The sequence below is a fragment of the Marinobacter sp. genome, assembly GCF_041687235.1.
Taxonomy (GTDB): Bacteria; Pseudomonadota; Gammaproteobacteria; order Pseudomonadales; family Oleiphilaceae; genus Marinobacter.
This window is the reverse complement of the sequence record NZ_JAWLCH010000010.1, coordinates 1-24,462: the sequence shown is the minus strand read 5'-3', so window position 1 is coordinate 24,462 and position 24,462 is coordinate 1. Positions and strand designations below refer to the sequence as shown.

32 protein-coding genes are annotated in these 24,462 nt (G+C 55.5%); 8 read left to right on the top strand and 24 right to left on the bottom strand.

Features of this window, described 5'->3' with window-relative positions; genetic code table 11:
• Positions 1–65: 65 nt before the first annotated feature.
• Both ACESMK_RS14095 and ACESMK_RS14090 read right to left on the bottom strand, forming a co-directional pair.
• The gene (locus ACESMK_RS14095; protein ID WP_372999944.1) at positions 66–896 is read right to left on the bottom strand and encodes an ion transporter; all 831 of its coding nucleotides are present in this window, start codon (positions 894–896) and stop codon (positions 66–68) included.
• A gap of 122 nt (positions 897–1,018) precedes the next feature.
• Positions 1,019–1,153 (bottom strand): hypothetical protein, encoded by a 135-nt coding sequence (locus ACESMK_RS14090; protein ID WP_372999941.1) that lies wholly within the window; start codon positions 1,151–1,153, stop codon positions 1,019–1,021.
• Between the two features lie 816 nt (positions 1,154–1,969).
• Here ACESMK_RS14090 and ACESMK_RS14085 point away from each other — a divergent pair.
• The 5 genes from ACESMK_RS14085 to ACESMK_RS14065 all read left to right on the top strand — a co-directional run bounded on the left by ACESMK_RS14085 (position 1,970) and on the right by ACESMK_RS14065 (position 7,181).
• Positions 1,970–3,007 (top strand): fatty acid desaturase family protein, encoded by a 1,038-nt coding sequence (locus ACESMK_RS14085; RefSeq protein ID WP_372999938.1) that lies wholly within the window; start codon positions 1,970–1,972, stop codon positions 3,005–3,007.
• Between the two features lie 171 nt (positions 3,008–3,178).
• Complete coding sequence (locus tag ACESMK_RS14080) at positions 3,179–3,739, top strand: LemA family protein (protein ID WP_373000202.1); 561 nt, start codon at positions 3,179–3,181, stop codon at positions 3,737–3,739.
• A complete protein-coding gene (locus tag ACESMK_RS14075) occupies positions 3,739–4,497 on the top strand; it encodes a TPM domain-containing protein (protein ID WP_372999935.1) in 759 nt (252 codons plus the stop codon). The genes ACESMK_RS14080 and ACESMK_RS14075 overlap by 1 nt, the downstream gene beginning before the upstream one ends.
• 60 nt (positions 4,498–4,557) lie before the next feature.
• Positions 4,558–5,175 carry a TPM domain-containing protein gene (locus tag ACESMK_RS14070; protein WP_372999932.1) on the top strand — a complete coding sequence of 206 codons (618 nt, stop codon included), beginning with the start codon at positions 4,558–4,560 and terminating at the stop codon, positions 5,173–5,175.
• A 20-nt stretch (positions 5,176–5,195) separates the two neighbouring features.
• Positions 5,196–7,181 carry a hypothetical protein gene (locus ACESMK_RS14065; protein WP_372999929.1) on the top strand — a complete coding sequence of 662 codons (1,986 nt, stop codon included), beginning with the start codon at positions 5,196–5,198 and terminating at the stop codon, positions 7,179–7,181.
• Between the two features lie 18 nt (positions 7,182–7,199).
• Here ACESMK_RS14065 and ACESMK_RS14060 read toward each other — a convergent pair whose 3' ends face one another.
• Positions 7,200–8,471: an MFS transporter gene (locus tag ACESMK_RS14060; RefSeq protein WP_372999926.1), complete on the bottom strand. Its 1,272-nt coding sequence runs from the start codon at positions 8,469–8,471 to the stop codon at positions 7,200–7,202.
• 179 nt (positions 8,472–8,650) lie between these two features.
• On the opposite strand from ACESMK_RS14060, the gene ACESMK_RS14055 reads away from it, so the two are divergent.
• On the top strand, positions 8,651–9,727 hold the full coding sequence (locus ACESMK_RS14055; protein ID WP_372999923.1) for a TauD/TfdA dioxygenase family protein: 1,077 nt from the start codon (positions 8,651–8,653) through the stop codon (positions 9,725–9,727).
• Here the strand turns inward: ACESMK_RS14055 and ACESMK_RS14050 are convergent.
• From ACESMK_RS14050 to ACESMK_RS14040, 3 genes are read right to left on the bottom strand one after another with little or no spacing between them, the layout of a single operon-like run.
• A complete protein-coding gene (locus ACESMK_RS14050; protein WP_372999920.1) occupies positions 9,724–10,653 on the bottom strand; it encodes a M14 family metallocarboxypeptidase in 930 nt (309 codons plus the stop codon). The genes ACESMK_RS14055 and ACESMK_RS14050 overlap by 4 nt on opposite strands.
• The gene (locus tag ACESMK_RS14045; RefSeq protein WP_372999917.1) at positions 10,650–11,864 is read right to left on the bottom strand and encodes a serine hydrolase domain-containing protein; all 1,215 of its coding nucleotides are present in this window, start codon (positions 11,862–11,864) and stop codon (positions 10,650–10,652) included. Before ACESMK_RS14045 ends, ACESMK_RS14050 begins: the two co-directional genes overlap by 4 nt.
• Before the next feature lie 44 nt (positions 11,865–11,908).
• Positions 11,909–12,310 carry a GFA family protein gene (locus ACESMK_RS14040; protein WP_372999914.1) on the bottom strand — a complete coding sequence of 134 codons (402 nt, stop codon included), beginning with the start codon at positions 12,308–12,310 and terminating at the stop codon, positions 11,909–11,911.
• 333 nt (positions 12,311–12,643) lie between these two features.
• Here ACESMK_RS14040 and ACESMK_RS14035 point away from each other — a divergent pair, with 333 nt between their 5' ends.
• Both ACESMK_RS14035 and ACESMK_RS14030 read left to right on the top strand, forming a co-directional pair.
• On the top strand, positions 12,644–12,889 hold the full coding sequence (locus ACESMK_RS14035) for a type II toxin-antitoxin system CcdA family antitoxin (protein WP_091853970.1): 246 nt from the start codon (positions 12,644–12,646) through the stop codon (positions 12,887–12,889).
• On the top strand, positions 12,889–13,206 hold the full coding sequence (locus ACESMK_RS14030; RefSeq protein WP_372999911.1) for a CcdB family protein: 318 nt from the start codon (positions 12,889–12,891) through the stop codon (positions 13,204–13,206). Before ACESMK_RS14035 ends, ACESMK_RS14030 begins: the two co-directional genes overlap by 1 nt.
• 7 nt (positions 13,207–13,213) lie before the next feature.
• On the opposite strand, the gene brnA is transcribed toward ACESMK_RS14030, so the two are convergent.
• The 18 genes from brnA to ACESMK_RS13940 form a co-directional block, all read right to left on the bottom strand.
• On the bottom strand, positions 13,214–13,483 hold the full coding sequence (gene brnA / locus ACESMK_RS14025; protein WP_372999909.1) for a type II toxin-antitoxin system BrnA family antitoxin: 270 nt from the start codon (positions 13,481–13,483) through the stop codon (positions 13,214–13,216).
• A complete protein-coding gene (locus ACESMK_RS14020) occupies positions 13,473–13,694 on the bottom strand; it encodes a BrnT family toxin (protein ID WP_373000199.1) in 222 nt (73 codons plus the stop codon). The genes brnA and ACESMK_RS14020 overlap by 11 nt, the downstream gene beginning before the upstream one ends.
• 164 nt (positions 13,695–13,858) lie before the next feature.
• Positions 13,859–14,152, bottom strand: a complete 294-nt coding sequence (locus tag ACESMK_RS14015) for a HigA family addiction module antitoxin (protein ID WP_068436756.1) — start codon at positions 14,150–14,152, stop codon at positions 13,859–13,861.
• Positions 14,152–14,430, bottom strand: coding sequence for a type II toxin-antitoxin system RelE/ParE family toxin (locus ACESMK_RS14010; RefSeq protein WP_372999906.1), 279 nt, complete (start codon positions 14,428–14,430; stop codon positions 14,152–14,154). Before ACESMK_RS14010 ends, ACESMK_RS14015 begins: the two co-directional genes overlap by 1 nt.
• A gap of 118 nt (positions 14,431–14,548) precedes the next feature.
• The gene (locus ACESMK_RS14005; RefSeq protein WP_072822502.1) at positions 14,549–14,812 is read right to left on the bottom strand and encodes a Txe/YoeB family addiction module toxin; all 264 of its coding nucleotides are present in this window, start codon (positions 14,810–14,812) and stop codon (positions 14,549–14,551) included.
• Positions 14,809–15,051 carry a type II toxin-antitoxin system Phd/YefM family antitoxin gene (locus ACESMK_RS14000; protein WP_058092928.1) on the bottom strand — a complete coding sequence of 81 codons (243 nt, stop codon included), beginning with the start codon at positions 15,049–15,051 and terminating at the stop codon, positions 14,809–14,811. Before ACESMK_RS14000 ends, ACESMK_RS14005 begins: the two co-directional genes overlap by 4 nt.
• A 280-nt stretch (positions 15,052–15,331) precedes the next feature.
• Positions 15,332–15,742, bottom strand: a complete 411-nt coding sequence (locus tag ACESMK_RS13995; RefSeq protein WP_372999903.1) for a VOC family protein — start codon at positions 15,740–15,742, stop codon at positions 15,332–15,334.
• 62 nt (positions 15,743–15,804) lie between these two features.
• Positions 15,805–16,683, bottom strand: a complete 879-nt coding sequence (locus tag ACESMK_RS13990; RefSeq protein WP_372999900.1) for an alpha/beta fold hydrolase — start codon at positions 16,681–16,683, stop codon at positions 15,805–15,807.
• An 874-nt stretch (positions 16,684–17,557) separates the two neighbouring features.
• Positions 17,558–18,175 carry a DUF2931 family protein gene (locus tag ACESMK_RS13985; protein WP_372999897.1) on the bottom strand — a complete coding sequence of 206 codons (618 nt, stop codon included), beginning with the start codon at positions 18,173–18,175 and terminating at the stop codon, positions 17,558–17,560.
• Positions 18,176–18,187: 12 nt separating this feature from the next.
• A complete protein-coding gene (locus ACESMK_RS13980) occupies positions 18,188–18,469 on the bottom strand; it encodes a hypothetical protein (RefSeq protein WP_372999894.1) in 282 nt (93 codons plus the stop codon).
• Entirely contained in the window at positions 18,466–20,070 is a 1,605-nt protein-coding gene (locus ACESMK_RS13975) for a phospholipase effector Tle1 domain-containing protein (protein ID WP_372999891.1), read from the bottom strand. Before ACESMK_RS13975 ends, ACESMK_RS13980 begins: the two co-directional genes overlap by 4 nt.
• Before the next feature lie 177 nt (positions 20,071–20,247).
• Complete coding sequence (locus ACESMK_RS13970; protein WP_372999889.1) at positions 20,248–20,535, bottom strand: helix-turn-helix domain-containing protein; 288 nt, start codon at positions 20,533–20,535, stop codon at positions 20,248–20,250.
• Positions 20,528–20,839: a type II toxin-antitoxin system RelE/ParE family toxin gene (locus ACESMK_RS13965; RefSeq protein ID WP_012137896.1), complete on the bottom strand. Its 312-nt coding sequence runs from the start codon at positions 20,837–20,839 to the stop codon at positions 20,528–20,530. Before ACESMK_RS13965 ends, ACESMK_RS13970 begins: the two co-directional genes overlap by 8 nt.
• Before the next feature lie 101 nt (positions 20,840–20,940).
• A complete protein-coding gene (locus ACESMK_RS13960; RefSeq protein ID WP_372999886.1) occupies positions 20,941–21,357 on the bottom strand; it encodes a VOC family protein in 417 nt (138 codons plus the stop codon).
• 90 nt (positions 21,358–21,447) lie between these two features.
• Complete coding sequence (locus ACESMK_RS13955) at positions 21,448–21,786, bottom strand: hypothetical protein (protein ID WP_372999883.1); 339 nt, start codon at positions 21,784–21,786, stop codon at positions 21,448–21,450.
• Positions 21,787–22,244: 458 nt separating this feature from the next.
• Complete coding sequence (locus tag ACESMK_RS13950) at positions 22,245–23,147, bottom strand: hypothetical protein (RefSeq protein ID WP_372999881.1); 903 nt, start codon at positions 23,145–23,147, stop codon at positions 22,245–22,247.
• A 104-nt stretch (positions 23,148–23,251) separates the two neighbouring features.
• Positions 23,252–23,647 carry a DUF2750 domain-containing protein gene (locus tag ACESMK_RS13945; RefSeq protein WP_272992979.1) on the bottom strand — a complete coding sequence of 132 codons (396 nt, stop codon included), beginning with the start codon at positions 23,645–23,647 and terminating at the stop codon, positions 23,252–23,254.
• 122 nt (positions 23,648–23,769) lie between these two features.
• Positions 23,770–24,318 carry a T6SS immunity protein Tdi1 domain-containing protein gene (locus tag ACESMK_RS13940; RefSeq protein ID WP_372999877.1) on the bottom strand — a complete coding sequence of 183 codons (549 nt, stop codon included), beginning with the start codon at positions 24,316–24,318 and terminating at the stop codon, positions 23,770–23,772.
• Positions 24,319–24,462: the final 144 nt, after the last annotated feature.

Here is a 24,462-nt window from a genome sequence, read left to right as displayed (position 1 = left end):
TTTTCCGCTTGGCGTCGAAGTCGACGCCCCCATTTGTAAAAAGCATCCCTGTTTGACTCGTGTCATTACTCCGGCGGCTGCCGCGACAGAGCGCGGATCTCCTCGCGTAAGGCGCTCACCTCATGCCGGACCGCGGCCAGTTGTTTGGATCCTGCCACTTCGGCGTCGTTATTATCCGCGTCGCGGCCGACGAAGAAGGTAGCCAGTGCCGCAGTCACGTAGCCGAAGACACCAAACGCGTACAGCGCCAGGAAGACGCACAGTACACGCCCCTCGACCGTCTGCGGCCAGTACTCCGAGCCCATCGTTGCCATGATCATGGCGGTCCACCACAGCGACTCGCCGTAGCTGTCCAGGCCACCGGGTGCCTCGTTCTCGAAAGCGTACATCCCGGCCGCGCCGGCGAACGTGACCAGCACGGTGAGGGCAATCACATACCCGAAGCCCCGCCGGCTAAGGCTCGCGCCCAAGGCCTTCATCCCGCGGTTCAGCGAACTGACAACGCGGACCAGCCGCAACCCTCGCCCTGCCCTGGCCAGGCGGAGCAGCCGAAACACACGGAAAACGCGGAAGATTCGCAAGGCAGGAAGCAGCAGGGCAATGGCGGTCAGCCAGTTACCCTTGAGGTAAACGAGCTTGTCCGGGGCCAGGACCAACTTCACAGCAAAGTCGAAAACGAAAACCACCCAGATTGCCGTGCCCAGAAAATAAAACAGCAGGCTCTCGCCCCGCACCAGCTCTAATATCAACAGCACCAGCCAAACGAACGCGAGAATCAGCATCGGCGTTTCCAGCCAGCCCTCCAGGCGCCCTAGCAGCTCGTATCGCTCCCGTTTCAGCTCCTCCACATCCGTGGATTTCGTGTCTGGAATTTCGTTCGCGCCCTCGTCCCTCATCGGATGCTCCCGCGCTCTTCGTTAACGCATAAATGATACGTCCCGGTTATTAACAATAACCCCCCGGTAAAAACCGGGGGGTTATTGGCAGATAGTCTCGGTAGAAGAACACTGGCATTTGGCTAATAATGGGTTCCGGGACGGATCTTGCCAGAATCTCCACCTATTCCCGGGGAAGCCTTCTCCTGCTCTTCCTTCAGCTTGTGCTCTGCTTTCTCCTTGAGTATGTCAGTGCCTTTGTCGCTCAGTCCTCCCATTACGCGATCTTCCGTAGAGGTCCGCGGCGCGGCTCAACGCCTCAGCACCGTGACTGGCAGTTTCTTGGCTACCCGTTGCGCCCGCCTGCCGTGTTGTAGCTGAACCGGAGAGTGGCTGTGCCTGGGGTGAGGAATGTGCCCCCCTACTCGGCTGTGTATTCGGATCGTTAGGTTCCATGATGTTTCTCCTGAGTCGCCGGATGATGTTCCATGATTTGCATATGGAGGACAGCGACAGGCACTGGCTGCCAATATCAGAGTCGACCGTTGAGGAGAGCTTAGCCTTTGGTAGCAGCGGAGTATGTGCGGTTACCCACCCTGGGAATTGGTGGGGGGCACGGCGAATGCTGGTTGTCAGCAGGTTAAAGCCACATAAAAAACGGCCTCGCTGGGCGCGAGGCCGTAAAATTGGAGGCTCTGGGGGTCCATAGCCTTACTGCCAAAGAGGGGCCGTTACCGGCCCCAGCTCACCGAAAACCCAAGAAGGAAAGAATCACCAGAACGATGACCACGGCACCAACGATATAAATGATATTGTTCACAATCAGGTCCTTCCCTTTCAAAGCCCGAATTATGGTTGCGCCTCATCCGTGTGGCGCATGATGTAACGTCCTGTTCAGGCTGCTCCATTGCCTCATCTGCTATCAGGTTAGGTGGTTCACGTCTTTCGTTCTGTTCGCTGTCGCACTTAGTGCAAAAAAGATCAGGGTGCCCCCTATCGGCCCGGTTAAACCCTGGCGCCCTTGCCTTCAAAGCATTGGAAAATACCGGCCAAACGATCTAGTTTTACAGGCAGGGAGCAGGGAGGAACGTGCCATGCCCAGGGAGAATGTCCAGGAATCGGACGACAGGCCGCCGGAACACAGCGAAGGTATCCGGGTGGGCCGGGAGCTACTCGCGGCCACAAAACCCTACGTAGAGGAGTCGTCTGCCCAAAGCTGGTGGCGCGTCGGCTCCACCTTTGTGTTAATGATCACCGCACTGACGGCCGCCGGGCTGATCCCCTGGTGGCCTCTCCGTCTGGCGTTCTCGGTACTGGGCGCACTGCTGATGGTGCGCGCCTTCATCACCTTCCATGACTACCTTCACGGTGCGATTCTCAAAGACTCCCGCATTGCCTACTGGCTGTTCCATGCCTTTGGTGCGCTGATGCTGACGCCCACTCGCTCCTGGCTTGCCAGTCACAATTACCACCACGGCCACGTGGGTCAGATTTCAGAAGCCAGCGTCGGCGCTTTTCCACTGATCACCGCCCGCATGTGGCGGGACTCAAGCCAGTGGCAACGCTTCACCTATCGCGCCCAGCGAAATCCCCTGGTCGTGGTGCTGAGCTACCCTGTTGTGTTCGGCCTGAACATAACGCTTCTACCGTTGCTGAAGAATCCCGGAAAACACCTCGACTCCCTGATCGCCCTCGCCAGTCATTTTGCGTTGATCGCCGTGATGTGGCTACTGGGCGGGTTCAGCCTGGTCTTCTTTGTCATCCTGCTGCCCATGAGCCTGGCTTCTGCCATGGGGTGCTACCTGTTTTTTGCCCAGCACAGTTTCCGGCGCATGCAGATTGCCTCGCCCGAAGCCTGGACCTTTTACCGCGGAGCCATGGAGTCTTCCAGCTACATGCGAATGAACAAAGTCATGCAGTGGTTTACCGGCAACATTGGCTATCACCATATTCATCACCTCAACGTCCGCATCCCCTTTTACCGCCTTCCTGAAGTGATGGCGGCCATTCCTGAACTGCAGTCGCCGCTGACAACAAGCCTTGCGCCCGGCGACATTGCCGACTGCTTCCATTACGCCCTGTGGGATGAAGAGAAACAGCGTATGGTGTCTTATCGGGAGGTCGGCGGTTGAGCCTTAACCTTGAAAACAGGGGCTTTGCCCCCATCTCTCGCAGTAATCCCTTGCCTTCGCCCGCGGGCCGGGCGGACGCCCCTCTTCATGCAACCACATCTGGGAATGATTATGACCGGAACCCTTCACACTCCGTTTCAACAACGGAATTTCTGGCGGCTGACCTCGCTGATGGCGTTGGTTCTTCTTCTCAGTGGCTGCGGAATCAATAACATCCCCACCTACGATGAGCGAGTGACCGCAGCCTGGGCCCAGGTGGAAAACCAGTACCAGCGCCGGGCAGACCTGATTCCCAATCTTGTCGAAACCGTCAAGGGGTTTGCCGCGCAGGAGCAGGAAACCCTCACCGCGGTAATTGAAGCGCGCTCGAAAGCGACATCAATCCAGGTGGACGAGAGCATTCTCAACAATCCCCAGAAACTGAAGCAGTTCCAGCAGGCCCAGGGTGAGCTCAGTAGCGCCCTGAGCCGTCTGATGGCGGTCTCTGAACGTTACCCCGATCTCAAATCGAACCAGAACTTTCTGACCCTCCAGGCTCAGCTTGAAGGTACGGAGAACCGTATTGCCGTCGCGCGACGGGATTTCATCCAGGCGGTGGAACGGTACAACACCGAACTGCGCACCTTCCCGGGAAAAATCTGGCACAGCCTGCTGTATAGCGATCTGGAGCCTCGCGCCAACTTCGAAGCCACCACGGAAAACGCGGATGAAGCGCCCGCGGTGGAATTCTGATGGTTTTCCAGTTGAACAAAAACCTGTTGCTGGCATTACTGCTGTTGCTGCCGGCCACCGTCTGGGCCCAGTCCACGCCGGAATTTCCCGAGTTGACTGGCCGGGTGGTAGACCAGGCGAAAATGCTGACGCCTGATGCGGAGGCGAGCCTGAGCCAGATGCTCGAGGCCCATGAGCAGGACACCACCGAACAGGTTGTGGTGGTTACCCTGCCAGACCTGCAGGGTTTTCCGATAGAGGATTTCGGCTACCAACTGGGCAGACATTGGGGTATCGGTCAGGAAGGCGAGGATAACGGCGCACTGCTGATTGTGGCCGAGGAAGAACGCAAAATCCGCATCGAGGTGGGCTATGGCCTGGAAGGCCGGCTCACTGATGCCGACTCGTCGGTCATTATCAATCGCATTATCACCCCGGCGTTCCGTCAGGGAGATTTTCAGGCCGGTATCGTTAACGGCGCCGCCGCCATGATTCAGGTGCTCGGCGGCGAGCCCATGGCGGCTCCGCAGGGTCAGCAACCAGTTGCCCAGCAGGAGAAGCCCAAAGCGGGCATGGTCGCGCTGTTCTTCATCATCATGATGGCGGTGGTGTTCTTTATCGGCAGTCGGGGTGGCCGTGGTGGCCGCGGGGGTGCTGCCCTGCTGGGCGCGGCGCTGCTGGGTGGTGCCATGGGCGGCCGTGGCGGCGGCCTCGGCGGCGGTGGTTTTGGTGGCGGCGGAGGCGGCTTCGGCGGCGGTGGTGCCTCCGGTGGCTGGTAGCTCTGTACCGGCATCCTCGCGCGCTGAATCCCCTCACCTGACAATGAGAATGACAGAATCATGACATTACTAAGCAAAAGCGATCAGGAAGCCGTTACCGCCGCCATCAATAAGGTGGAACGGGAAACCGATGCCGAACTGGTCACCGTGCTGACGGCCCAGTCGGACAACTACAACTATATTCCATTGGTCTGGGCCGGCATTCTGGCTCTGCTTGTGCCGGGCATTTGCAATTATTTCGGCAGCTGGCTCGGCGCCGACATGCTGATGCTGGTGCAGTGGGGCACGTTCGTGCTGCTCAGCCTGCTGTTCCGGATGCCCGGCATAAACACCCGCCTGATTCCCCGGCAGGTGCGCTACTGGCGGGCGTCCAACCTCGCACGGCGGCAATTCCTTGAGCAGAACCTGCACCATACCCAAGGCGGCACTGGCATGCTGATCTTCGTCTCGGAGGCCGAACGCTATGTGGAGATTCTGGTGGATCAGGGTATTGCCGATGTGCTGGACAACTCAGTATGGGAAAGTATCGTTGCGGACTTCACCGAAAAAGTGCGCCAGGGAAAGACACGGGAGGGGTTTCTTGACTGTATTGCGGCGTGTGGCAAGCTGCTGAAAGAGCATGTACCCGCCACTCACGAGCGTAATGAACTGCCCAATCACCTGGTGGTTCTGCCCTGACGATAAAGGGAGCCAACGCAATGGAGCGCCAAGACACAGATCCTGCGCTCAAGCCTGCATTGATGCAGTTTGATATGGCGCTGGCCGAGTTCGCCCGCGCCCGTCGAAGCGACCCCAAGGCCTCCAGCCTTGGATTGCTGGAGCGCGCCAGGATGCTGATGACCCTACCCGGCGGCTTCGATGCCCTGTACCGCCGCATTCGCTCCCTGGAATCCGCCGGTATTTTCGGCACCAGCGACTGGGCCCAGCCAGCGATTCTGCAACCGGCGCTGGCCAAGCACTCCCTGCGCGAGGCGGGTGCCGTTACCACCATCGTGGAAGCGATCAGCGAATTACGAATGCTTGCTGTCAGCCGTGGAGACTTCTTCCATCCTGGCATCTCAGCGGAGCAGGCACGCCATTTTCTCACTCAGGTGATGGCCCTCAACCTGGACCTGCTCTCTGGCCAGCTGACAGAAGCCGACCGGGAACGCCCCAAGCAGCTCGGAACCATCGTTCAGGAACTGTACCGGTATCTGATCTCCCACCTGGGATACGAAAGCCTGCTGGACAGCCTGGTAGCCGAAGTCTGGCGCTTGCTGGACCAGGGACCGGTTCAGGTGGACAGCATCTGCGAGATGATCGGTCAGATCGCCAAGTGCCTATACGATCCAGCCATCAAAACCCGGCGCAATAGCGACGCTACCCGTCTGGTGAAGGCGCTTTTCGCGCCCACCCCGGCCAGTGCCGAAGATCCCGGGCTTGCCGTCTATGAACAACGCCTGAGGGACATGGACGACATTGCTCTCTCCTCGGAAGCCACCTACTTTGCCCGCAGCATGTTCGACACTGGCCTGGCCTCCCCCTACCACGCCGTGATGCTCCGTTTTCTGCGCGACACCGGACAGGAAGACCTGATACCCAACACCCTGGGGCTGACCATGACCGGCCTGGACGATCTCTACTGTTACACCGAGCTGGTGCATGCCCTGATTGACGAAGCCGTCTACCCGGAAACCTGCCAGGCGGTATACGGGCTGACCATGATGCTGGAACGGGGCTCTCTGTTTACGCCCTCGGTTGCCCAGGCCCTCTGGCGACAGATCAAACTCCCTCTATCAGCGGAAACCGCGCGCGCCTTGGAAGAAGCCTTTGGTGATGCCCTCCCACCCCGGGTGTTCCTGCTTGCCGGTGTTATCAATCTGCTGGGCCAGCCCCTGGGCGTCGGCCAGGGCAATAACCCCACCTGCCAATCTGCCATTGGCCTTTCCATGTGGGCATCCAACGAGGCCGATTACCTGCTACAGGTGCTGGCCTGGGCAGCGCGGGACAACGAAGTACTGACCCGATTCGAAGGCCAGGAAGTATCGTCAAGAGATCTGGAGCCCGGGCTGGTGACGGGCACACCGGTGGATGTGGACCCGGTATCGCTGATCCTCATCCCCCATCTGGATCGAATCTACGGCGAGATGTGGCGGCGCTGTGAAAACCGCGAGGACGACGCGCACCGCTGGATCAACCCGGAATTCTATGGCTGGTGGGTCAGCCATGGCTTCCGGGTAGTTGCCGACGTAAAAACTGGTGAGGTGAAGGACTACGAGGGCTTCATCCGGCATTTCTACGCCAGCTACCACCCCTTCTATAACGGCAACATCCCGGTGATTCATGCCCAGCCAGCAGGCATTGCCGTGACCGACAGCGCCGCACGCTTCGTGGGCCGCCACGCCATTAACATATTGCGGGTCGCCCTGAGCCCGAAGAACGAAATGCGGGTCTATTTCTTCAATCCAAATAACGACAGCGGCCAGAACTGGGGCCAGGGCATTACCTGCTCAACCTATGGCAACGGGGAAGTTCGTGGCGAGGCCTCCCTGCCGATTGCGGAGTTCACTTCCCGCCTCTACGCCTTCCATTACGACACCCTGGAGCTTGGCGACCTCTCGGCCATACCCGATGAGGAGGTCGCCCGTGTAATGGACCTGGGCTACACCAGCTGGGCGGCGCCCACCGAGGGAAGACCAGAGTAACGGGCTGCCCCAGACTCTCTAATAGCTCTCAGACTTGCCGGTTACCGGGGTCAGCGGCTCGCCTTCCTCATTCTGCAACTGATAATCGTAGGCTGCCTGCAGACCGGTATCCTCCTCGGTCTCCTCCTCCGGCTCGTATTCCAGATACCGCGGGTAAAGCGGCGAGAGCATCGCCACAACGATACCGATGGTGCAGAAGCTGGCAAAGGCATCGGCATAGCCGACTTCATTTACCAACGCACCAACGATGGGCGAGCCGGCCGCCTGGCCGAGAGAGACCGCCATAAAGGGCAATACCGGCCCCATGGACAACCGACCAGGCAACAAACGAATACCGGTCATCAGATAGAGCCCCGTCAGGCTCATGTAAGCGAGGCCAAACACCAGCGCCGAGAACCCCGAAATCATCAGGTTGTCGGGGCTGGCTGCAATCAACGCCAGACTGGCGGCCAGCATCATCAGCATCAGGGCCTGGGTGATCGGGGGATTGTTGCGATCGGCCAGATCGGCCACTACAGCGCCACCCAGGCCGGCAATGCCAACCCCAAGCCAGAGCCAACCGGTGGCATCGGAGGGCATGTCACCCAGATTGACCACCAGATCCGGCGCAAAGATCCAGTAGGCGGCAGAGACAAAGCCCATCATGAACGCAAACATTGAGAGCCTTAACAGGCGCCACCACTGATCCGCGCTGATAGGCGGCGCCGGTGCCGCGTTCGCGGGCATGACACGGGAAACCGAGGGAATGAAGAACCAGGTAGCAATAACACCGATGACCGCCAGCACCGCAAAGGAGGCGTAGGCATAACGCCAGGCCCCGGCGAGGAACAGAACCGTGGGTACAGCAATCACCACGCCAATACTGGTGCCGGCATTCATCACCGAGCTTACCCGGCCATGCAGCGACCGTTTCACCAACGCCTGCATGGCTGCCGTGAGTGCCGGCATCATCAGCCCTGTGCAGATACCACAGGCGATCACGCCAATCCCGAGAGAGACAGCCCCGACGGCCTGACTGATCAACGCGAGGCCGACAACGCCGAAAACACCGGAGGCCATCGCAGTGTTGCGGGCGCCCAGCCGATCCGCAGAAAGCGGTGCTACCCCGGTCGCAAGCACGAAGCTGATCAGCGGCAGCGCACCGATAATACCGATCACATCGGCCCCAAGATCCAGATCAGCCCGGATTGGGGGCACAAACAAACCAAACGCAAAGCGCGCAAGCCCGTAACTGATCGCAATCAGTGCTGCACCCAGGAGTGCAAATGACGTGCTCGAAGGAAACTTCATTCCGTTATGCCCCTTGCGCTGTGCCTACTGTCAGCCTAACCATCAAAGCAAGGTTTTTAAAGCACCGGGGCACCTTGGGCGACCGACTCGCAAGGTGTTTGTCGAGACATCGGATTTGAATTTCAAAAACCCACTGGGTTAGGCTGGCTAGAAAACGAGCAGCATGGTAGTAGACCGCAATGGCACAGACCCAGGGCACAACCCGCGAACCGACCTCCACCGTAGCGCCCCTGAACCCGGAGAATGTGGCCCTGCTCGAGCAGGAAGGCCTGTCGCTCAAGCCACTGGACCCTATCGGCGTTGAAATCTATGGCGCAGACGTGCGCAACCAACTGCCAGAGCATGCGATAAAGGCCCTGGAAGCGGAAATGGCGAATCGCGGGTTCATTGTTTTCAAGCATCAGCCCGGCCTCTCGCCCGAAGAACTGATTGATACCTGCAAATGGTGGGGCGCCCGCGAGATCCACTCCACTCACGGTGTTCATCCCGCAACGCCCGGCCGCAACCGGCACATCTTCCGCTGCTCCAACGATGGCCGCCAGGGCATTCTCGGCGTCGGCCCCCAGTGGCACAACGACGGCAGTTTCGAGGCGGCCACCTTCTCCCACAGCGCCTACTACATGGCCCGCGCCCCGGAAAACGGCGGCGGTACCCACTTTGCACACCAGGGCGCCGCGTTTGATGCTCTGCCGCCGGAAAAGCGGGATCTTTGGGAGCGCCTGGTGTCGGTAAACTCCGCATCCAGCGTGACCCACCCGGTGGTTCACACCCACCCGATTTCCGGCCGCAAAAGCGTATGGCTGCATCTGGGCATGACCGGTGCCGTGCTCGAACGTCTGCCGGAAGACGGGCTGACACTCGACCAGCTGAAAACCCTGCCCGCCCCCGCCGACAGCTTTCGGCTGCTGGACGAAAACGCGATGAAAGAGCTGTTCAACGATTACAACGATCTGCTGAACGATTCCTTCGAGTGCGGCTACGGCATTCGCTACGAATATGACACCGGCGATCTGCTGTTTATCGACAACTGGGCGGTTGCCCACCGCGCCTCCCCGGAGGCCCACCTGCCAGCAGAGCAGCAAGGCCTGCGCATCATGGACCGGGTTACCATAAAGGCCCCGCGAAACCTGGCACCCCACTTTGGTCTGCCCCAGTACATCAACATGGCTGGCCCCCACCCGTTCAATAAAGACGGCGTGTGGCAGGCCGGCGGCGTGGGGTTCCGCTGGAAAGACGACATTCGCATGCAGAACTAGGCGTGTCGCGCAGCCAGCCCATAGTCAATCGCCGCACACACCGCGGCAGCCTGCGCAGTATTGCATTGCCCGGGGGTTACACGGGGACTATCGGGATACACCTCGGTGGTGGTCCGGTAAGGAGCGCGAGTAATACCGGCGCACAGGCCCCACTTGGTGAGCGGATACTCAATTACACCCCGGGCAACCATCGGTGAGCCCAGGATCTCGCCGCTCTCGTCGGGCGCCGCAATATGCGTCACCTGCTCCACCGCCCTGATCAGGGCCTGCTGAAACTCTGGCTGCGGGTTCTCGGTGTCACCCACCACGTAAAACCCATCGGGAATCCCGGACGGCTCGAACGGCTTGCCGTCCCGCGCAGCCAGCGCCGGCCCAAACTCGGTTTCATCGGTATCGGTAGTCTCGTGAAGGTCCACGTGAATCAGCGCACGATCACGAACTGGCGCTACCAGACGCATGAGTGCGGCTGATTCCTCAGCCGGGCTGCCCTCGTGGAACGAGCGGTTCGGATCAATGGTGTTCGGGTTCCAGCGATGAATGCGCTCATACGCCCAGGGACTGACACAGGGCGCAACCAGCAAGTTCACGCGGCCGGCATACTCGGCAGCGTGCTTGTCCAGGAACTGCAGCGCACCATGCACACCGCTGGTTTCATAGCCGTGAACCCCGCCGGTTATCAGCACCACCGGAAGATCGTTATTCCAGTCGCGGCTGCGAATCGCCATCAGCGGATAATAATCCGGGCCGTAATCCAGAGCGCCATATTCTTCCATATCAAAGCGCGAGCGCAGGCCCTCGATAACACTCAACACCTCCGCCTCGTAACTGCGCTGACGGGTCTGCCGTGACAACCATTCGGCGCGTTCCGCATCGCCCCAGGGCGTGCCGGGGGTGCCGATTGGATAGGGTGTTGAAACTGTGTTCATAGCAGCGCTCCGTTAACGATCGCCCGTAACTCCTGACGGATGGGGTAGGTTGATGAGGGAATCAGTTGCGTCATAAAGATCATCACCAGGTCCTCCACGGGATCGACGAAAAAGTTGGTGCTCGCAAGGCCACCCCAACCGTACTCACCGACCGATCCGTTGGTCTGGGATTTGGCGACGTCAGTTTTTACCGAAAAGCCCAGACCAAAGCCAGTCCCGGCAAACGGTGTCTCGCTGAACGCACCGACCGACAGGCCCGGTAGATCCTGATTGTCAGGCAGGTGATTGCGACGCATGAATTCCAGAGTTTTTCGACCAATAATGCGCCGCCCCCGGAACTCACCGCCCTGACACAGTGCCTGGGCAAAGTGGAAATAATCATCAATGGTGGAAACCAGCCCGCCCCCGCCTGACAAAAACTGAGGTTTGCGCCGGAAGGGAGAGGTTTGCGGATCATCCTGCAACGTGAACTGATCACCGGGATGGTACTGATAGCAGGCAGCGAAGCGCTCAAGCTGATCGTCACGAACGTGGAAGCCGGTGTCAGGCATATCCAGAGGCTCAAAAATATGCTCCTGCAGATACTCATCAAACGGCTTACCAGACAGCAACTGCACCAGATGCCCCAGCACATCCGTGCTGACCGAATAGTTCCAGGCTGTGCCAGGGGAAAACTCCAGCGGCAGCTCTGCGAGGTGATCGACCAGGGCTTCCAGCGTCATACTCCGGCTGCCATCCAGCTTAAGCTCGCGGTAGGCAGCGTCGACGTTGGTGCGCTGCATGAATCCGTAAGTCAGGCCTGACATATGCGTGAACAGGTCGCGAATTGTCATGGTGCTGGATGCAGACGTGGTCAGGAAATTGGGATAAACACCGCTTTTATAAATCCGCCGGGTTCGCCAGGCAGGAATAAACTTGTGTACGGGATCATCCAGTAAAAACCGCCCCTGTTCATAGAGCTGCATCATGGCGATAGATGTGATCGGTTTGGTCATGGAATAGATGCGGAACACCGTATCCCGGCGGACCGGCTTGTTGCGTTCCACGTCCATCAGCCCCTGGGCTTTCACATAAGCAATCTCCCCTCGCCGGGCGACCAGTGTCAGCGCACCGGGTAACTTCCGGGGCTGGATGTAGCAACGGTCAAGGTGGCTTTCAATGTTTGAAAGATGATCCGTAGACAGGCCAGCAACCTGTGTGTGTTCCGTCATGGAGGGGGCACCTACTTGCGGGTTATCGGATTTATGCGACCAGCTTATTCTGGCAGGCCCTCGAACCGTGGCACGTCGCCCAAGTCGCCATCCCAGGGTGCTTTACTGGCCGTAAAAATGTGGGCTGTGGGTACCATGGAAATTCCGGTATCCAAACAGCCCGCCGGAACGACGAGAACACCTTTAAGCGGACTGCTCGGCAATGCTGACCCGCACAACTTACAAAAGCTCCTGTTGTGACGGGTGCCAGAGAGCGTAAAGGAGGTCACAGCGCCTTCACCGGACAACCAGGTCAATTCAGCGGACTGCGAGAACAAATTTGCCGCATGAGCAGATCCGGTATCTTTTTGGCAGTGTTGGCAATGACACAGATAGAAACTGTCGAAACTGCCTTGTACCTCAAATTTCACTGTGCCACACAGGCAAGAACCAGAATGAACAGTCATCGGTTTTTCTCTATCGCCTCTTACTGAGACACCTGAAACATCGCGAACAGGCAGCCCGGCAGCGACTACTATTTACGTGATGGGAGTGCTGCACCATAAAACAATTTGGCGAGATAGTCAGGCGTCATTCATTAAGCCACGGCACATAACGCAGCCCCACCAAAACACCTTCAGGGCTCATAAACGGACGTACCAGCATAACGCCTTAGTTTTGCGGCGTGACAGAACGCCAGCGCAGGTGCGTCCGACAACAGCCATTGGTTAAATACTTGCATGCGCATAGCTATGCGCATAAGATCAAAACCTGAATTCTATGTCTTCTCGGAGGCCCTCATGGCCGAACTCTATAACTCAGCCGCCCCCAAAAAAGCAGCGAACCTCTCAATCAATAGCGATCTTCTGCGTAAAACCCGGGAACTGAACATTAACTTGTCTGCCACCCTGGAACGAGCTCTGAAAGAAGAGCTTTCGAAACGCGAAGCCGCACAATGGGTTGAAGAAAATCGCGCTGCGATAAAAAGTTACAACGATTTCGTCGAACAACATGGATGCTTCGGCGACGAATTCAGGGAGTTCTGATGGCACAGTTCGATGTGTACCCCAACCCGAGCAAAGTCAGCAAGGCTCACTACCCATACCTGATGGATATCCAAAGCAGCCTCTTGAGCGATTTGGCAACTCGCATTGTTATCCCCTTGGGCAAACGTTCTGCCTTCGGTGGCGAAGCCATGCAGGGGCTCACTCCCGAAATCAGCTTTGCCGATCAGGAGCTGTTGCTGTTAACTCCGCAAATTTCCTCCGTGCCCGAAAAACACCTCAAGAGCCCTATTGGCTCCCTCTCACATCTCAGAGACCAGATTGTTGGAGCTCTGGACCTTGCTATTACTGGCATTTAACGCTCCGCTAATGTGCGCCGCCTGCGGCGTCACCATTGGGCGGCTTGTTAGCAGACTCTGCCTGTAGACGCTCCACCAGCCACACCTTGATGATTGATTGGCGGGTAACGCCAATGCGCGCCGCCTCGCGATCCAACGACTCTACAACCCAAGCCGGGAAATCAACGTTGATTCGCTTTTGTTCCTGATTAACACGACGAGCAGAAGACAGGTCAAGATCATCAACAATATCTTCCTGGCCTTCCTCAAATTTCTTGTCGAAGTCTTTAGCCTTCATAGAGCTCAACCTCCTTCTTACGGGAACGTCTGACTGAAATCAGACGAATACGAGCATCCCTGTATGTGACGACAGCCGACCAGTGCTTTTCACCAATCTTGCCTATCAGCAAAAACCTCTGCTCATCCTCTGATTTTGCACGGATCTCCAGCAGGTATGGATCTTTCCAAAGCCCTTGGGCAGCCACGAAATCTATACCGTGCTTGTCCAGGTTGGCCTAGCTTTTGGCTTCGTCGAATTCAAACTCATCCATGAGTACAAATTATTCCTTTTTTACTCAACCCGCAAGATTTGGAAGGAAGCCGTAGCTGCTAACGCCCTGGCTTTGCGGAGTGCCGGAGCGCCAGCGTAGGCGCGTCCGACAACAACCTCTGGTTAAGCGGCTTCGAAATCCAGGGGATGAATGCCATCCAGATTGACCGTATTGCGGGCCACCCACAGATCGTACATATCCTGCATCGCCAACCAGCTCTCAGGGGTGCGCCCGAGAACCTTGGACAGCCTAAGAGACATTTCCGGGCTAATACCACTATCCCCTTTGAGCAACCGGGACAAAGTGGAAGGTGAAACGCCCAGACTGGAAGCAAGCTGACGGGAACTGATACCAAAAGGCTCCAGGTACACCTCCCGAATGAATTCACCAGGATGCGGCGGATTATGCATAGTCATTAGTGATAATCCTCATAATCAAGAATGTAGGCGTTGCCGTCCTGAAACTCGAACGTCATGCGCCAATTTCCGTTAACCCAAATCGACCACTGGCCTTTGTCTTTACCCTTCAATGGATGAAGCCGAAAACCAGGGATATCCATGTCTTCCACTGAAGTCGCCGTATCCAGAGCAGCCAGCTGCATACGCAGCTGCTTGGCATGGTCGGGTTGTATGCCAGACGTGTGGCCGGTCGAGTAAAACCGCTTCAGTCCTTTGTGACGGAATGATTTAATCATGAGGGAATTTTAGCATGTTGCGCACCACGCAACAATGGAGCTTAACGCGGAGCTTTGCGGCAATTTTGGAGCCGCGAAGCGGTGGAAAAATTGTCCGGCAACAGCGGCTGGTTATGCATTATTCGTAATGGCTCCAGAGTCTGAGAACTTTCACCACTCGCTCGTCCTCGAGCACTTGGTAGACCAGACGATGCTGAATATTGATGCGGCGTGAATAGGCCCCCGCAAGATCACCAATGAGCTTCTCAAACGGAGGCGGCTTGCGGTATGGATCTTCCGCTATCAGCGCTAACAGTTCCTGGGCTTTTGGTTTGAGGCCGCTGGAGGCCAACTTCTTTGCATCTTTCTGGGCTTGCTTGGTGTAAACCAACTTCCATGTCACCAGTCCAGCTCCTCATCGCATTCATCCACGGGGGTATCCATCCCCTCACGAATAGACTCCCGCATACCTGGTACGGAGAGCAGGTAAAGTGTTTCCTGAATTGCAGACCAGTCTTCCTCGGAAACCAGGACGGCCTTGTTCCGCTTACCCATGATGACGATTGGTTGGTGGGACTCGGCGGTTTCGTCAATCAACCGATAAAGGTTGCTGCGCGCCTCAGTTGCTGTGATTCCGGTCATGACGCACCTCTTGCGTGTTTAACTTCTAATCAAGTGTACGCCTACAGGTACGTACGTCAAGACGAACGCTTTGCATAACGCTTGCAGCATGCGCGCCCTCGAAATGGAGCCGAAGGCGCAATGTAGTGGGCGTCGCCGTGCCTGCACTGGTTAGATTGAAAGCCCACTTCTACTCCAAAGATGTGCCAGTATCGCAACAACAGCCCACCCCCACATGATTACACGTACTCTCTGAAACCGTCTGGCCAATAATTCAAGGGGTCTGCCCCCCCCTTACCACTCACTCATGAAGCCACGGCGCATAACTCAGCCCCACCAATATCCCCTCGGGGCTCATGAACCGGGCGACGGTCTGCCCCCAGGGTTCGGTACGGGCGGTATGAACGAATGCTTGTCCTTTCGCTTTCAACTCGTCCACGGCCGCCTCGACAGCGGCCGCATCCGCCAGCTCAAATTCAATTGTGGCAGTCGGCACAGGAACCCCCTCAGGCCATTCATCCTGCCCAAAACAGGACTGGGCGGCCATGGCAAGCGGCCAGACACCAAAATGGTTCGTCCCGGGGAATTTGTCCATGAAGCGATAATCGTCCATCTTCTCCAGCGGCAGCCCCAGCAGTCCTTCATACAGCGAGGCACTTGCAGCAGGGTCCTGGGTTATCGTGGCAAATCCCGAGACGCATTTGATGTCCATCGGCCCCTCCGGTATGGGTGTCTCAGAACAGCGGAGACACCGGCACGCATGTGATGCAAAGGCTAGATGCCATTGCGCGTTTCAATTGCTTCAATGGTCTGTTGTAACAGCGCATTAAAGGCGTCAGGCCTTTCCAGCATGGGAAAGTGGCCTGATTCCTCAATATAGAGAAGCTGATAGTCTTTAATATGCTTTTGGTTTTCTTCAAATGCGGTCGGCCATAGTCGTGCATTTATTGAGACCACAGGAACGCTGACATCCTTGAAGACAGCGGCGGCATCTCCGCTGACATACTGACCCAGGTAGTTACGAAAGGCACTCATGGCCGGCGCCTTGGGCGCTGATGACATGTCTTCCTTTATCCAGTTCATCAGCTCTTGATCGGTACCTGCCGGGAACATTTGTGAAACAAAACCCTGCGTCGCCGTTCTGAAATCAGATTCAAATGGCGTTACCATCTCCTCAATGACACTCTCAGGTGTACGTTCCCCAACGTTTTGCAGGGTATCGACCCCGACAATGCCCACAACCCTCTTCGGCATGAGCCTGGCCGCCTCGGCAATCACGCCACCTCCCATTGAGTGCCCGATCAGAACAGCGCGACCAATGTTTTCCCTGTCCATAACGGCTTTCACATCCTGCGCGAACGACAGCATTGAATAATCGGATCGCTCCAATGAGGAATGCCCATGCCCTGCCAAGTCGACCGTAATCACCCGATAGGCTTTCGCGAATACCGGGACCTGCTCTTGCCAGTAGCGCCCGTCACAGCTCCAGCCGTGAACGAAAATCAGCGCCGTTTCGCCCTCTCCGGCCACATCATAGGCGATACGCTCGGCGTCATACGACACGGCGACATCATGTCTGAGAGCAGACGGGCTACTCGCACATCCTGCCAATAGCAGGAAGGGTATCAGTAAGACCAGCAGCTGTTTTTTCATGTTTTTTCCTGTTCATGAACATTTTTGATTTCGCGTCGGGGATACACCCTTAAAGCCGGAGCGGCACGGGAGCGCGCACTCCCGCATGCCTGACTTCAGGCAGAGTCAGCTCGCCCGAGCGACAATAAAGGGACGGTAGTCACTTTTCTTCGTTCCGTGTCGTTCGTTCTCAAGTATTTCAAACCCCGCTTCACCGATCGCTTGTAGCAACGAACCCGAGGAGCATGTGGTCACGACGCTCGGGGCCTTGCCCACGAGACGCAGAACAGCTGCGCATTTTTGGCCGACCGATCCCAAAACCGTGCATCGTGCTCGCTCATCTGCCCTTTTCTCGTTGTTGTTCTAAACTGACGGCCAGCGATGCCACCGTCCGCACCGGGGTAAGTCCACCTAACTATAGAAGGTGTCTACTGTTCGTGGGTAACTCGGAATTCTGTAGCCAGCAATAAACGGCGCCCTGACAAGGGCGTCCGGTGGAGGCCCATCGGGCCGGAACGAATTTAATTGACTTGTTATAACAGGCACGGCTTCAGCGACCTTTCTTCTTGGCCGGTTTCCGAATGTGGCCAACTACAAGAACCACCACACATATGAACAAGATCAGCAAAAGGACCAACAAGAGAAGTCCTGCGCCGCCTTCACAGGTTTGCTCACAACCGAGAAGCCTTGCGAGGAACCGAATCCCTCCCCTAAACAACCCGTCAAAGAGTATTTCTCCCAAAAACTCTCACCTACTTATGCCGGAGCCTGATTGCCCCGTGCTTATAACGCCCGCCATCACCGGTGACAAAACCGTAGCGAAGCGGAGGGTTTGGCATCCGGTGCATGGCATGGTTATGTGGTGGCTAACTCCCACGGTTTCAGGCCTATAACCCTACCAACCATCCAGCTTCACCCCGTTCTCTTTGAGGTAATCGCCTTCTCTCTCGAGATACTCATTAACCCATTGAGTGTAGTCTGATTCTTTGTCGTCGTAGGGTTTGGCTTTAAAACGACCAACTTCGATAGCATTCACACCCCGGTTCATAATCCACGCAACCACTGTTCCGCCCGGTGCCAAGCCAAGAACAAGATTGTAGCGCGGTCGCTCCACCATCTCGCCAAAGCGTTCAAATGCAGCGACTTCCTTCATCTTTTCCTCAATCTCATCCGGGCTTTCCAGCCGGATCAGGGCTTCATAGGATTGCTGCTCCGCGAAAGAGAACCAGCGGATGAGGAAGACTTCGGGCATAGTTTGCCATTCCGCCGAAGCGCCGTGAGGCTTTTCCCAGCAACATGACACAATGCCAATAGGCGCTCGCCAGCCAATGTTCTCTGACAAGGACTCAACAAAGAACTTATCCACCCAGACATCGTAGTGTTTTGGAGCGACGACATTGATATTGCGGTATGTACTGTTAGGACCGTGCCTTGGACCCTCTGACTCCGTTGGTTCCGAACACCCTACCAACACCAGGATACAGAGACAGGTCATCCAGCGTTTGATACTCATAGCAGTCTCCGTTTATTCACTGGTCATGTTGAGGTGAATAGCCCGGCGACCACCCTTTGCCGGCCTGAAAGGGTATAACGGTCCCATTTCCAGATAATGATCGGAATGATGGATGTACCGTTGCTTAAGCAGGGCTTTTGACTCGGGTGACAACAGCAAATCTTGACCGTGCCAGACGTGGGCTGCAAGGTTTCTGGCAACTGCTACAAGCTCTTGCGGTATTGAAAAGCCTTTCACATCGGGGTTGATGGACTGGAAAGGCACACCGGCATCGACAGCCAGTTTGTGAATCAAGTACAGGGGAATTCTGGAGTATTCGCCGCGAACCTCCCGGTCCAGCCAAAGGTGAAAGCGACATTATTGCCACTCAGGCTCGGCTGAGTGGGCAGCATGGGCAAGCGCTTCTGTTCAATCTCGAGGGTCGCCAACGGATTGTGCGATCCGATCCAGCCCTCGGCCTTGATCAGGGCTCGCTCCTGCAGCATGCGGGAAAACTCGAAACTGGCCTCGGGGTTCCGTCGGTCTTTACCCGTGATGACTTCTGGAGGGCGAACTTCAATTCGCTCATGAAACCGCTCTGGATACCCGCCGCCAATATCCGAATGTACTCCGGGCAGCACCCACTCGCTGAAATTCTCAGGCAGGTCACCCGAATCACTTCGAAGGCTGTTTAACGAAAAGTTGTGACGCCGCTCATCCCTCGCAACGAATTGGACGGCCCGCTGGACCTGCCCCGGTTTTATGTTGACGTTGACACGCCCCGTTTTTCCATCGTGGGCGGAATAATCCAGATTGCCTACATCGGCGACTCCTGCAACGGTATCGAACAGCCCCAGAAACCGAACCGTCACTTTCTCAGGCCATGGAATGCCCTCCCGCTCGAAAGCTCTGACCAATGCCCCTTTGTACTCACCGTATAAAGAGCCCGTTGTGTCATAAACCTCACGGCTTACGAAATGTCGTGCCGTTGCCGCGCCCCGGCTAAATCCGAATACATCGATGATCAATTCGTCAATGGAATCATTGACTCGGTTGGCAATCTCAAAGGTGATTTGCTCTGCACCTTCCTCAACCTTCCTGAGGATGCCTTGCTCCCCCAAGCCTAGCCCCATGCTCAAACCATCGTCGGGCTCACCAAACTTGGTGCCAACACCTGAAACATAAACGGACAGCCGGTGGGTTGGTGAACCGTCTTGCTCTATGGTGTCTTTAAAGTAAAGCGTCTCCAGCTTCGAGACGTTGGTTTCGGCATTGAGGTAACTGCCTTCCATCACCTGCGACAGCTCATTACTGCACTCGTCTTCCGAGATGGCTCCGGCGGCATTGGCGGTCAGGCATTTATCAAGTTCCTGCTGGTAGGCACGGGTATTGTCACGGTTATTGCCTGTGCCATCAAAAAAGAATCCTGCCTCTACCCGGACTTTGGGGCGGTTATCTTCTTCGGGCGAGTCATCCAGTGACTTGTCCGGCAAGCCTTCATCAATCAATGCGCCTTTATGCGCAGCTTTGCGCACAAACTCTTGTGGATCTTTGTCCAGCAACTCTTTGGCCGCAGGGGTAAGCTGGCCTTTGTCATCCAGTGCGCCAGCCATGGCAAAGTCCACTACGGGTGCTGTGGTAGTGGCGACACCCAAAATCACTCGTGGATTACCGCTGACAATAGATCCGCCATGACTGGTAGGGCTGCCAAGGTAGGCCACTGGCATACCATCGGCCAACGCCAGCGGGTAGCCTTGGGTAATAACCGCACCGCAACCGGTGACATCGCCCACCCGGGCAATGGGTTTACCTTCAACAAGGATGCTGGAGCCGTTTGGCAGGATGGGGGAAGAGCCATGCCCTTTGATCGGGCAAACGTGCATGTCGCCAACACAGGCGGCAATCAGATTACTCATAGTCAGAGTTCCTTTCTTTTCTGAGTAGCGTCCTGGCTACCCGTGATTAAACATTGTTCAAAAATCGTGTTTGTAGCATGGCGGGCACCACATAACGCCCGCCATCACCGGTGACAAAACCAGAGCGAAGCGGAGGTTTTGGCATCCGGTGCATGGCTTGGTTACACCTCACTTTGGTCAGTGAAGCTGACTAAAAACTTCCGGGTGTTGCTCAGCAATACGCAGAAGCGCAAGCGCAGGGCCTTGCGGCTCGCGCCGACCCTGTTCCCAGTCCTGAAGGGTTCGCACACTCACACCCATAAGGCCGGCAAATGCTGACTGCGACATGTGCAATTTCAGCCTGATCACTTTGGGCGGCGAAGGTTCTGCAAGCTCATGCGTTCGCAAGGCCAATTTACCCTTCTTGAATTGCTTGATTTCATTGATACCGTCAAGAATCTCTGCCCCAAGGTTTCTGTCACCCATTTTTGATTGCCTCCGCTATCTGCTTGAGCGTGTGGCCAGGAATACTGGCGCGCTCTGATTTACTGTACAGCGTGAGCATCCATATCTCGTGGTCAGATTTCTTCCAGTAGTAAATGGCTCTGATACCACCGCTCTTTCCCGAACCCGCTGGTGCCCACCGAACTTTACGAACACCACCCGAACCTTTAATCAGATCCCCTGCATCTGGCTTCTGTAGAAGGTAAGTTTGAAGCCCCCGGTATTCCTCATCCGTGAGGTAGTTCGGCAATAGCTTGGTGAACGTTGAGGTTTCGATAAATAGCACTGCTAAAATATACGGCTCTGCCGTATAGCCGTCAAGGCCGGATCAGTAGGGTGTAACGCAAAAATAAGCGGCGGCCATCGGCCGCGTACTGATGCGGTTTGTTATGCAGGCTCATCTGAGGGCCCGACCCAAAAAAGCGGATTGTGCGCGATTTCCCAGAGATAACCGTCCGGATCAGCAAAGTATCCTGCGTACCCACCCCAATCTGTTTTCTGAGCTGGTTTCGTCACAACGGCGCCGGCTGATGCAGCTTGAGCCATAACTTGATCAACCTCCTGCTCGGACCCCACATTGTGCGCTAGGCTGAACCCTGAGAATCCGCTTGATTCCCCAGAGACTGACGCATCTTCAGCCAGCGCTTCGCGACCATATAATCCTAGCCAAGTACCATTCAACGTAAAGAACGCCACTTCGGGAGGAGAATCCATTCGCGGAAGCCCGAGGCCCTGCTCGTAAAACACTACAGAGGGCGGCAGGTCACTTACACCTAAAGTGATCATGCTAATTCGTGGTTTCATGATTGCTCCCTGCATAACGCCGCTCAGCACGCGCGGCTACGAAATGGAGGCGCAGCCGCAATGTAGTAGCCGTCGCCGTGACTGGCCTGGTTATGCATGCTGGGCCACCTTGCGAGACGCCATGACATATATCACTAGTGGTGACCAAACCAAGACCGCAAGAAGCGCTGCTTTAAGGCTATATGGCGCAAAAAGGAGCCCGTAGACCGACCACAACGGCAGATTGAGCCACGCTGATATGATGTCTGCTGGCCAGAAGCCCTGGCACTCGTAACCGACCACCATTGCATCGGTAAGATAGCAGCCAGCATACTCAGCGGTCACCGCGCCGCGCTCAAAGAGTGCAACGATAATAACGTCTGCAACCACCGCCAAACCAATTAAGGACAGTGCCGCACCTGAGAACTTTTTAACAACGGACCAGTTCATAATCCTGCATAACGCCAGCCAGCATGCGCGGCTACGGAATGGAGGCGAAGCCGCAATGTAGTAGGCGTCGCCGTGCCTGGCCTTGTTATAAGTCGTGGCATAGACCCTCAGTTTAGATCCTTGCGGCGCCTGTTGAAGTCACCGAGAACGAGCCCGCTTGTGACAAAGATGAACGGATATAGAAATTGATTGATAGCAGCGTCAAAACCGGCCGCTATCAGAGTCGACACTGCATGAAGCACCCCGATGCAGATCAGGATAATCGGTAACAGTAGCTGTAGAACCTTGAACCACCTACTCAGACTACCCAAATTTCCTGTCCTCTATCCGCATCGGATCGCAAATATCTGCTCTCTTTCCGAAGTCCTGCAAAAGCTTCTCGCAACTTATAACGCTTGCAGTTGCGGCAGGTACGGAGCGCAGCGGAGTACACTGTCCGACAACCTGCATTTGTTAAATCACTTCTTAGAATCAAATAATCCGCCTTGGACAGCTCTCATTCCAGGAATGACTTCATAGACCTCAAGTATATCGTACCAGACATGAATTATTTCTCCGTCGTAACCAAAAGCGATATCCTCTTTCAGCTCAGCTCGAATGGAGTCACCAGGATTTACAGGAATATCCCCAGCCTGAAAACTAACCAACCATGGTATATCCGAAACTTTTGCCTCAATAGCATGCCCATTATATCTAAAGGCCCATTTTGATTTACCCAAATAGTCAGGTTTTTTGACTTTTAATATTCTAGCGCCTTGAGTCGTATGAACCTCTTTTGTAAGCCAATCAGAAATCACTTGGGACGAAATGGCGAGTTGTCCGTTAAAACGAGCGTCGCCAACAACCGAGCGATACTCAATATAGTCAAATTCCTCAAGAGAGCTCATTACGTTTTGAATTTGCTTTATATGATTCAGAAGATCTTTACGGTTGATTGAGCCGTAGGCAGGTATTCTCTTCACCTTCGTGGACTCTGCAGCTTCCTCTATCTGATCCTCCAATTCCTTGATATCATTCATATCCTCAAGACTTTCCTTGGCCTCGCACCATTTTACAATTAGGTATTTCGCTTTAAGCAAAAAGTGCCCAAGGATTTTCTTTAGCTCAAGGTCTTTAAGCGCATCATCGGGAATTTCCTTCAGGATTTCGCCGAGTTTAGCCCGTAACGAACCAGTGTACACATCCTCAAGAATGACTTGGGGCTCATAATAAGGACTGATCAACTTTCCTAGATCGCGATCCAAATTATTCAGCGCATCGATCATCCCACCCATAGCATGAAAGACTCGTGAGGGATCCCCTTCAGATTTGCGAAAATCTAGGTAGAGTTCGTAATCATAGTCGCTTACTGATGAAGTCACCTCACGATCCCTCTCTGTTCATTACTTTTATATTTAACGCCTTGGGTAAGCCGCTGGGACGGAGCGCAGCGGAGTACCGGTCGGCTTCACCTACTGGTTATGCTTTATTCATACAATGCCAGCTCATCTCGCAGGCATTGCTCCAAATCTTTGGGCTCCATCACCCAGAAAACCCACTCTTTGTTTGGAAACACTGCCACCTTTACGCCGTCACTCTCGAAAGTTGGAAGCCAATGAGTCAGGAATTCATCTAGCGTGATTTCAACCGCATGGTGGCCAGGGAAGTGCTCATCTACGATTTTTTGAGCATATTCCGGATGCGGCCAGACAGGGAAATATTCCAAATCATCGGGGGTAATTGGAACCAGCCAACCGTCTTCCTTTTTCACACCCCATAGCTGCTGCCAATCAGCCACCTTACCGACAAAATGAGTGCTTCGATCAGCACTGCTAAGTGCTAAAACAGACTCATATTGTTGGGGATTCATTCGATAAGGCATGTGATTTCTTTTTGAGCATAACGCTGAGGTAACCGGCGCCGGAGCGCCAGCGGAGGGAACGAAAAGCGGTACGCTTTTGGCGTCCGGTTGACCGACTGGTTATTGCGCATACGCCCTAAAGCCTAATTTTGAGAACGGAGCTGAGACCAAGTTTGACCAACCAAATCAACGTACTCAGTAAAATTACCTTTACTATAATTTTCGTCTCTCTCGGGGTTACCGAGCATTGGCCAAGGGCTGTGTATGAAGCATTGGCCGTATGACAGGGCACCCAGACGAGCTTCTATGCTCGTGAACTTATCTGGCAACATCATCTTTGAGTAGAATCGTTCTGCGGCCAAGTTATAGTCGAAAACCGATTCGAGATTATCCCCCAAAGAGACCTTTCCCCCCTCTTGGACAATCACCAAGAAAATCTCTCGCTGCTCTATCGATATATAGATGAAGTCGCCCCAGGCGAGATAGCCTATCAAGATCGTTCTTTCACCGATAAGCCAATCCCAACTGGCTAACGATGAGGTGTCAAAGCTTGCATCGCATAGGGTGAAGATACCGCTGTCATACACACCGGCGACAAGTTCTTTCCAGCGAGAATCTTTGGAAAATTTAGCAAACGCCGCTTCTGAGAATTCGGGCTGATCTGTGAGCTTGTATTTCTCCTCGAATTTCATTCTTACTCCTTTAGAAAACAGCTCCGAAGAAAAGTCTCATGCGCAATAATCGGGATAGGGAGGCACCTCACGATGCCCCTCCTCCCACATCACCGGGCATACGGATCACGTACCACGGCGATTCAGTGACTTGATTCAACCCGT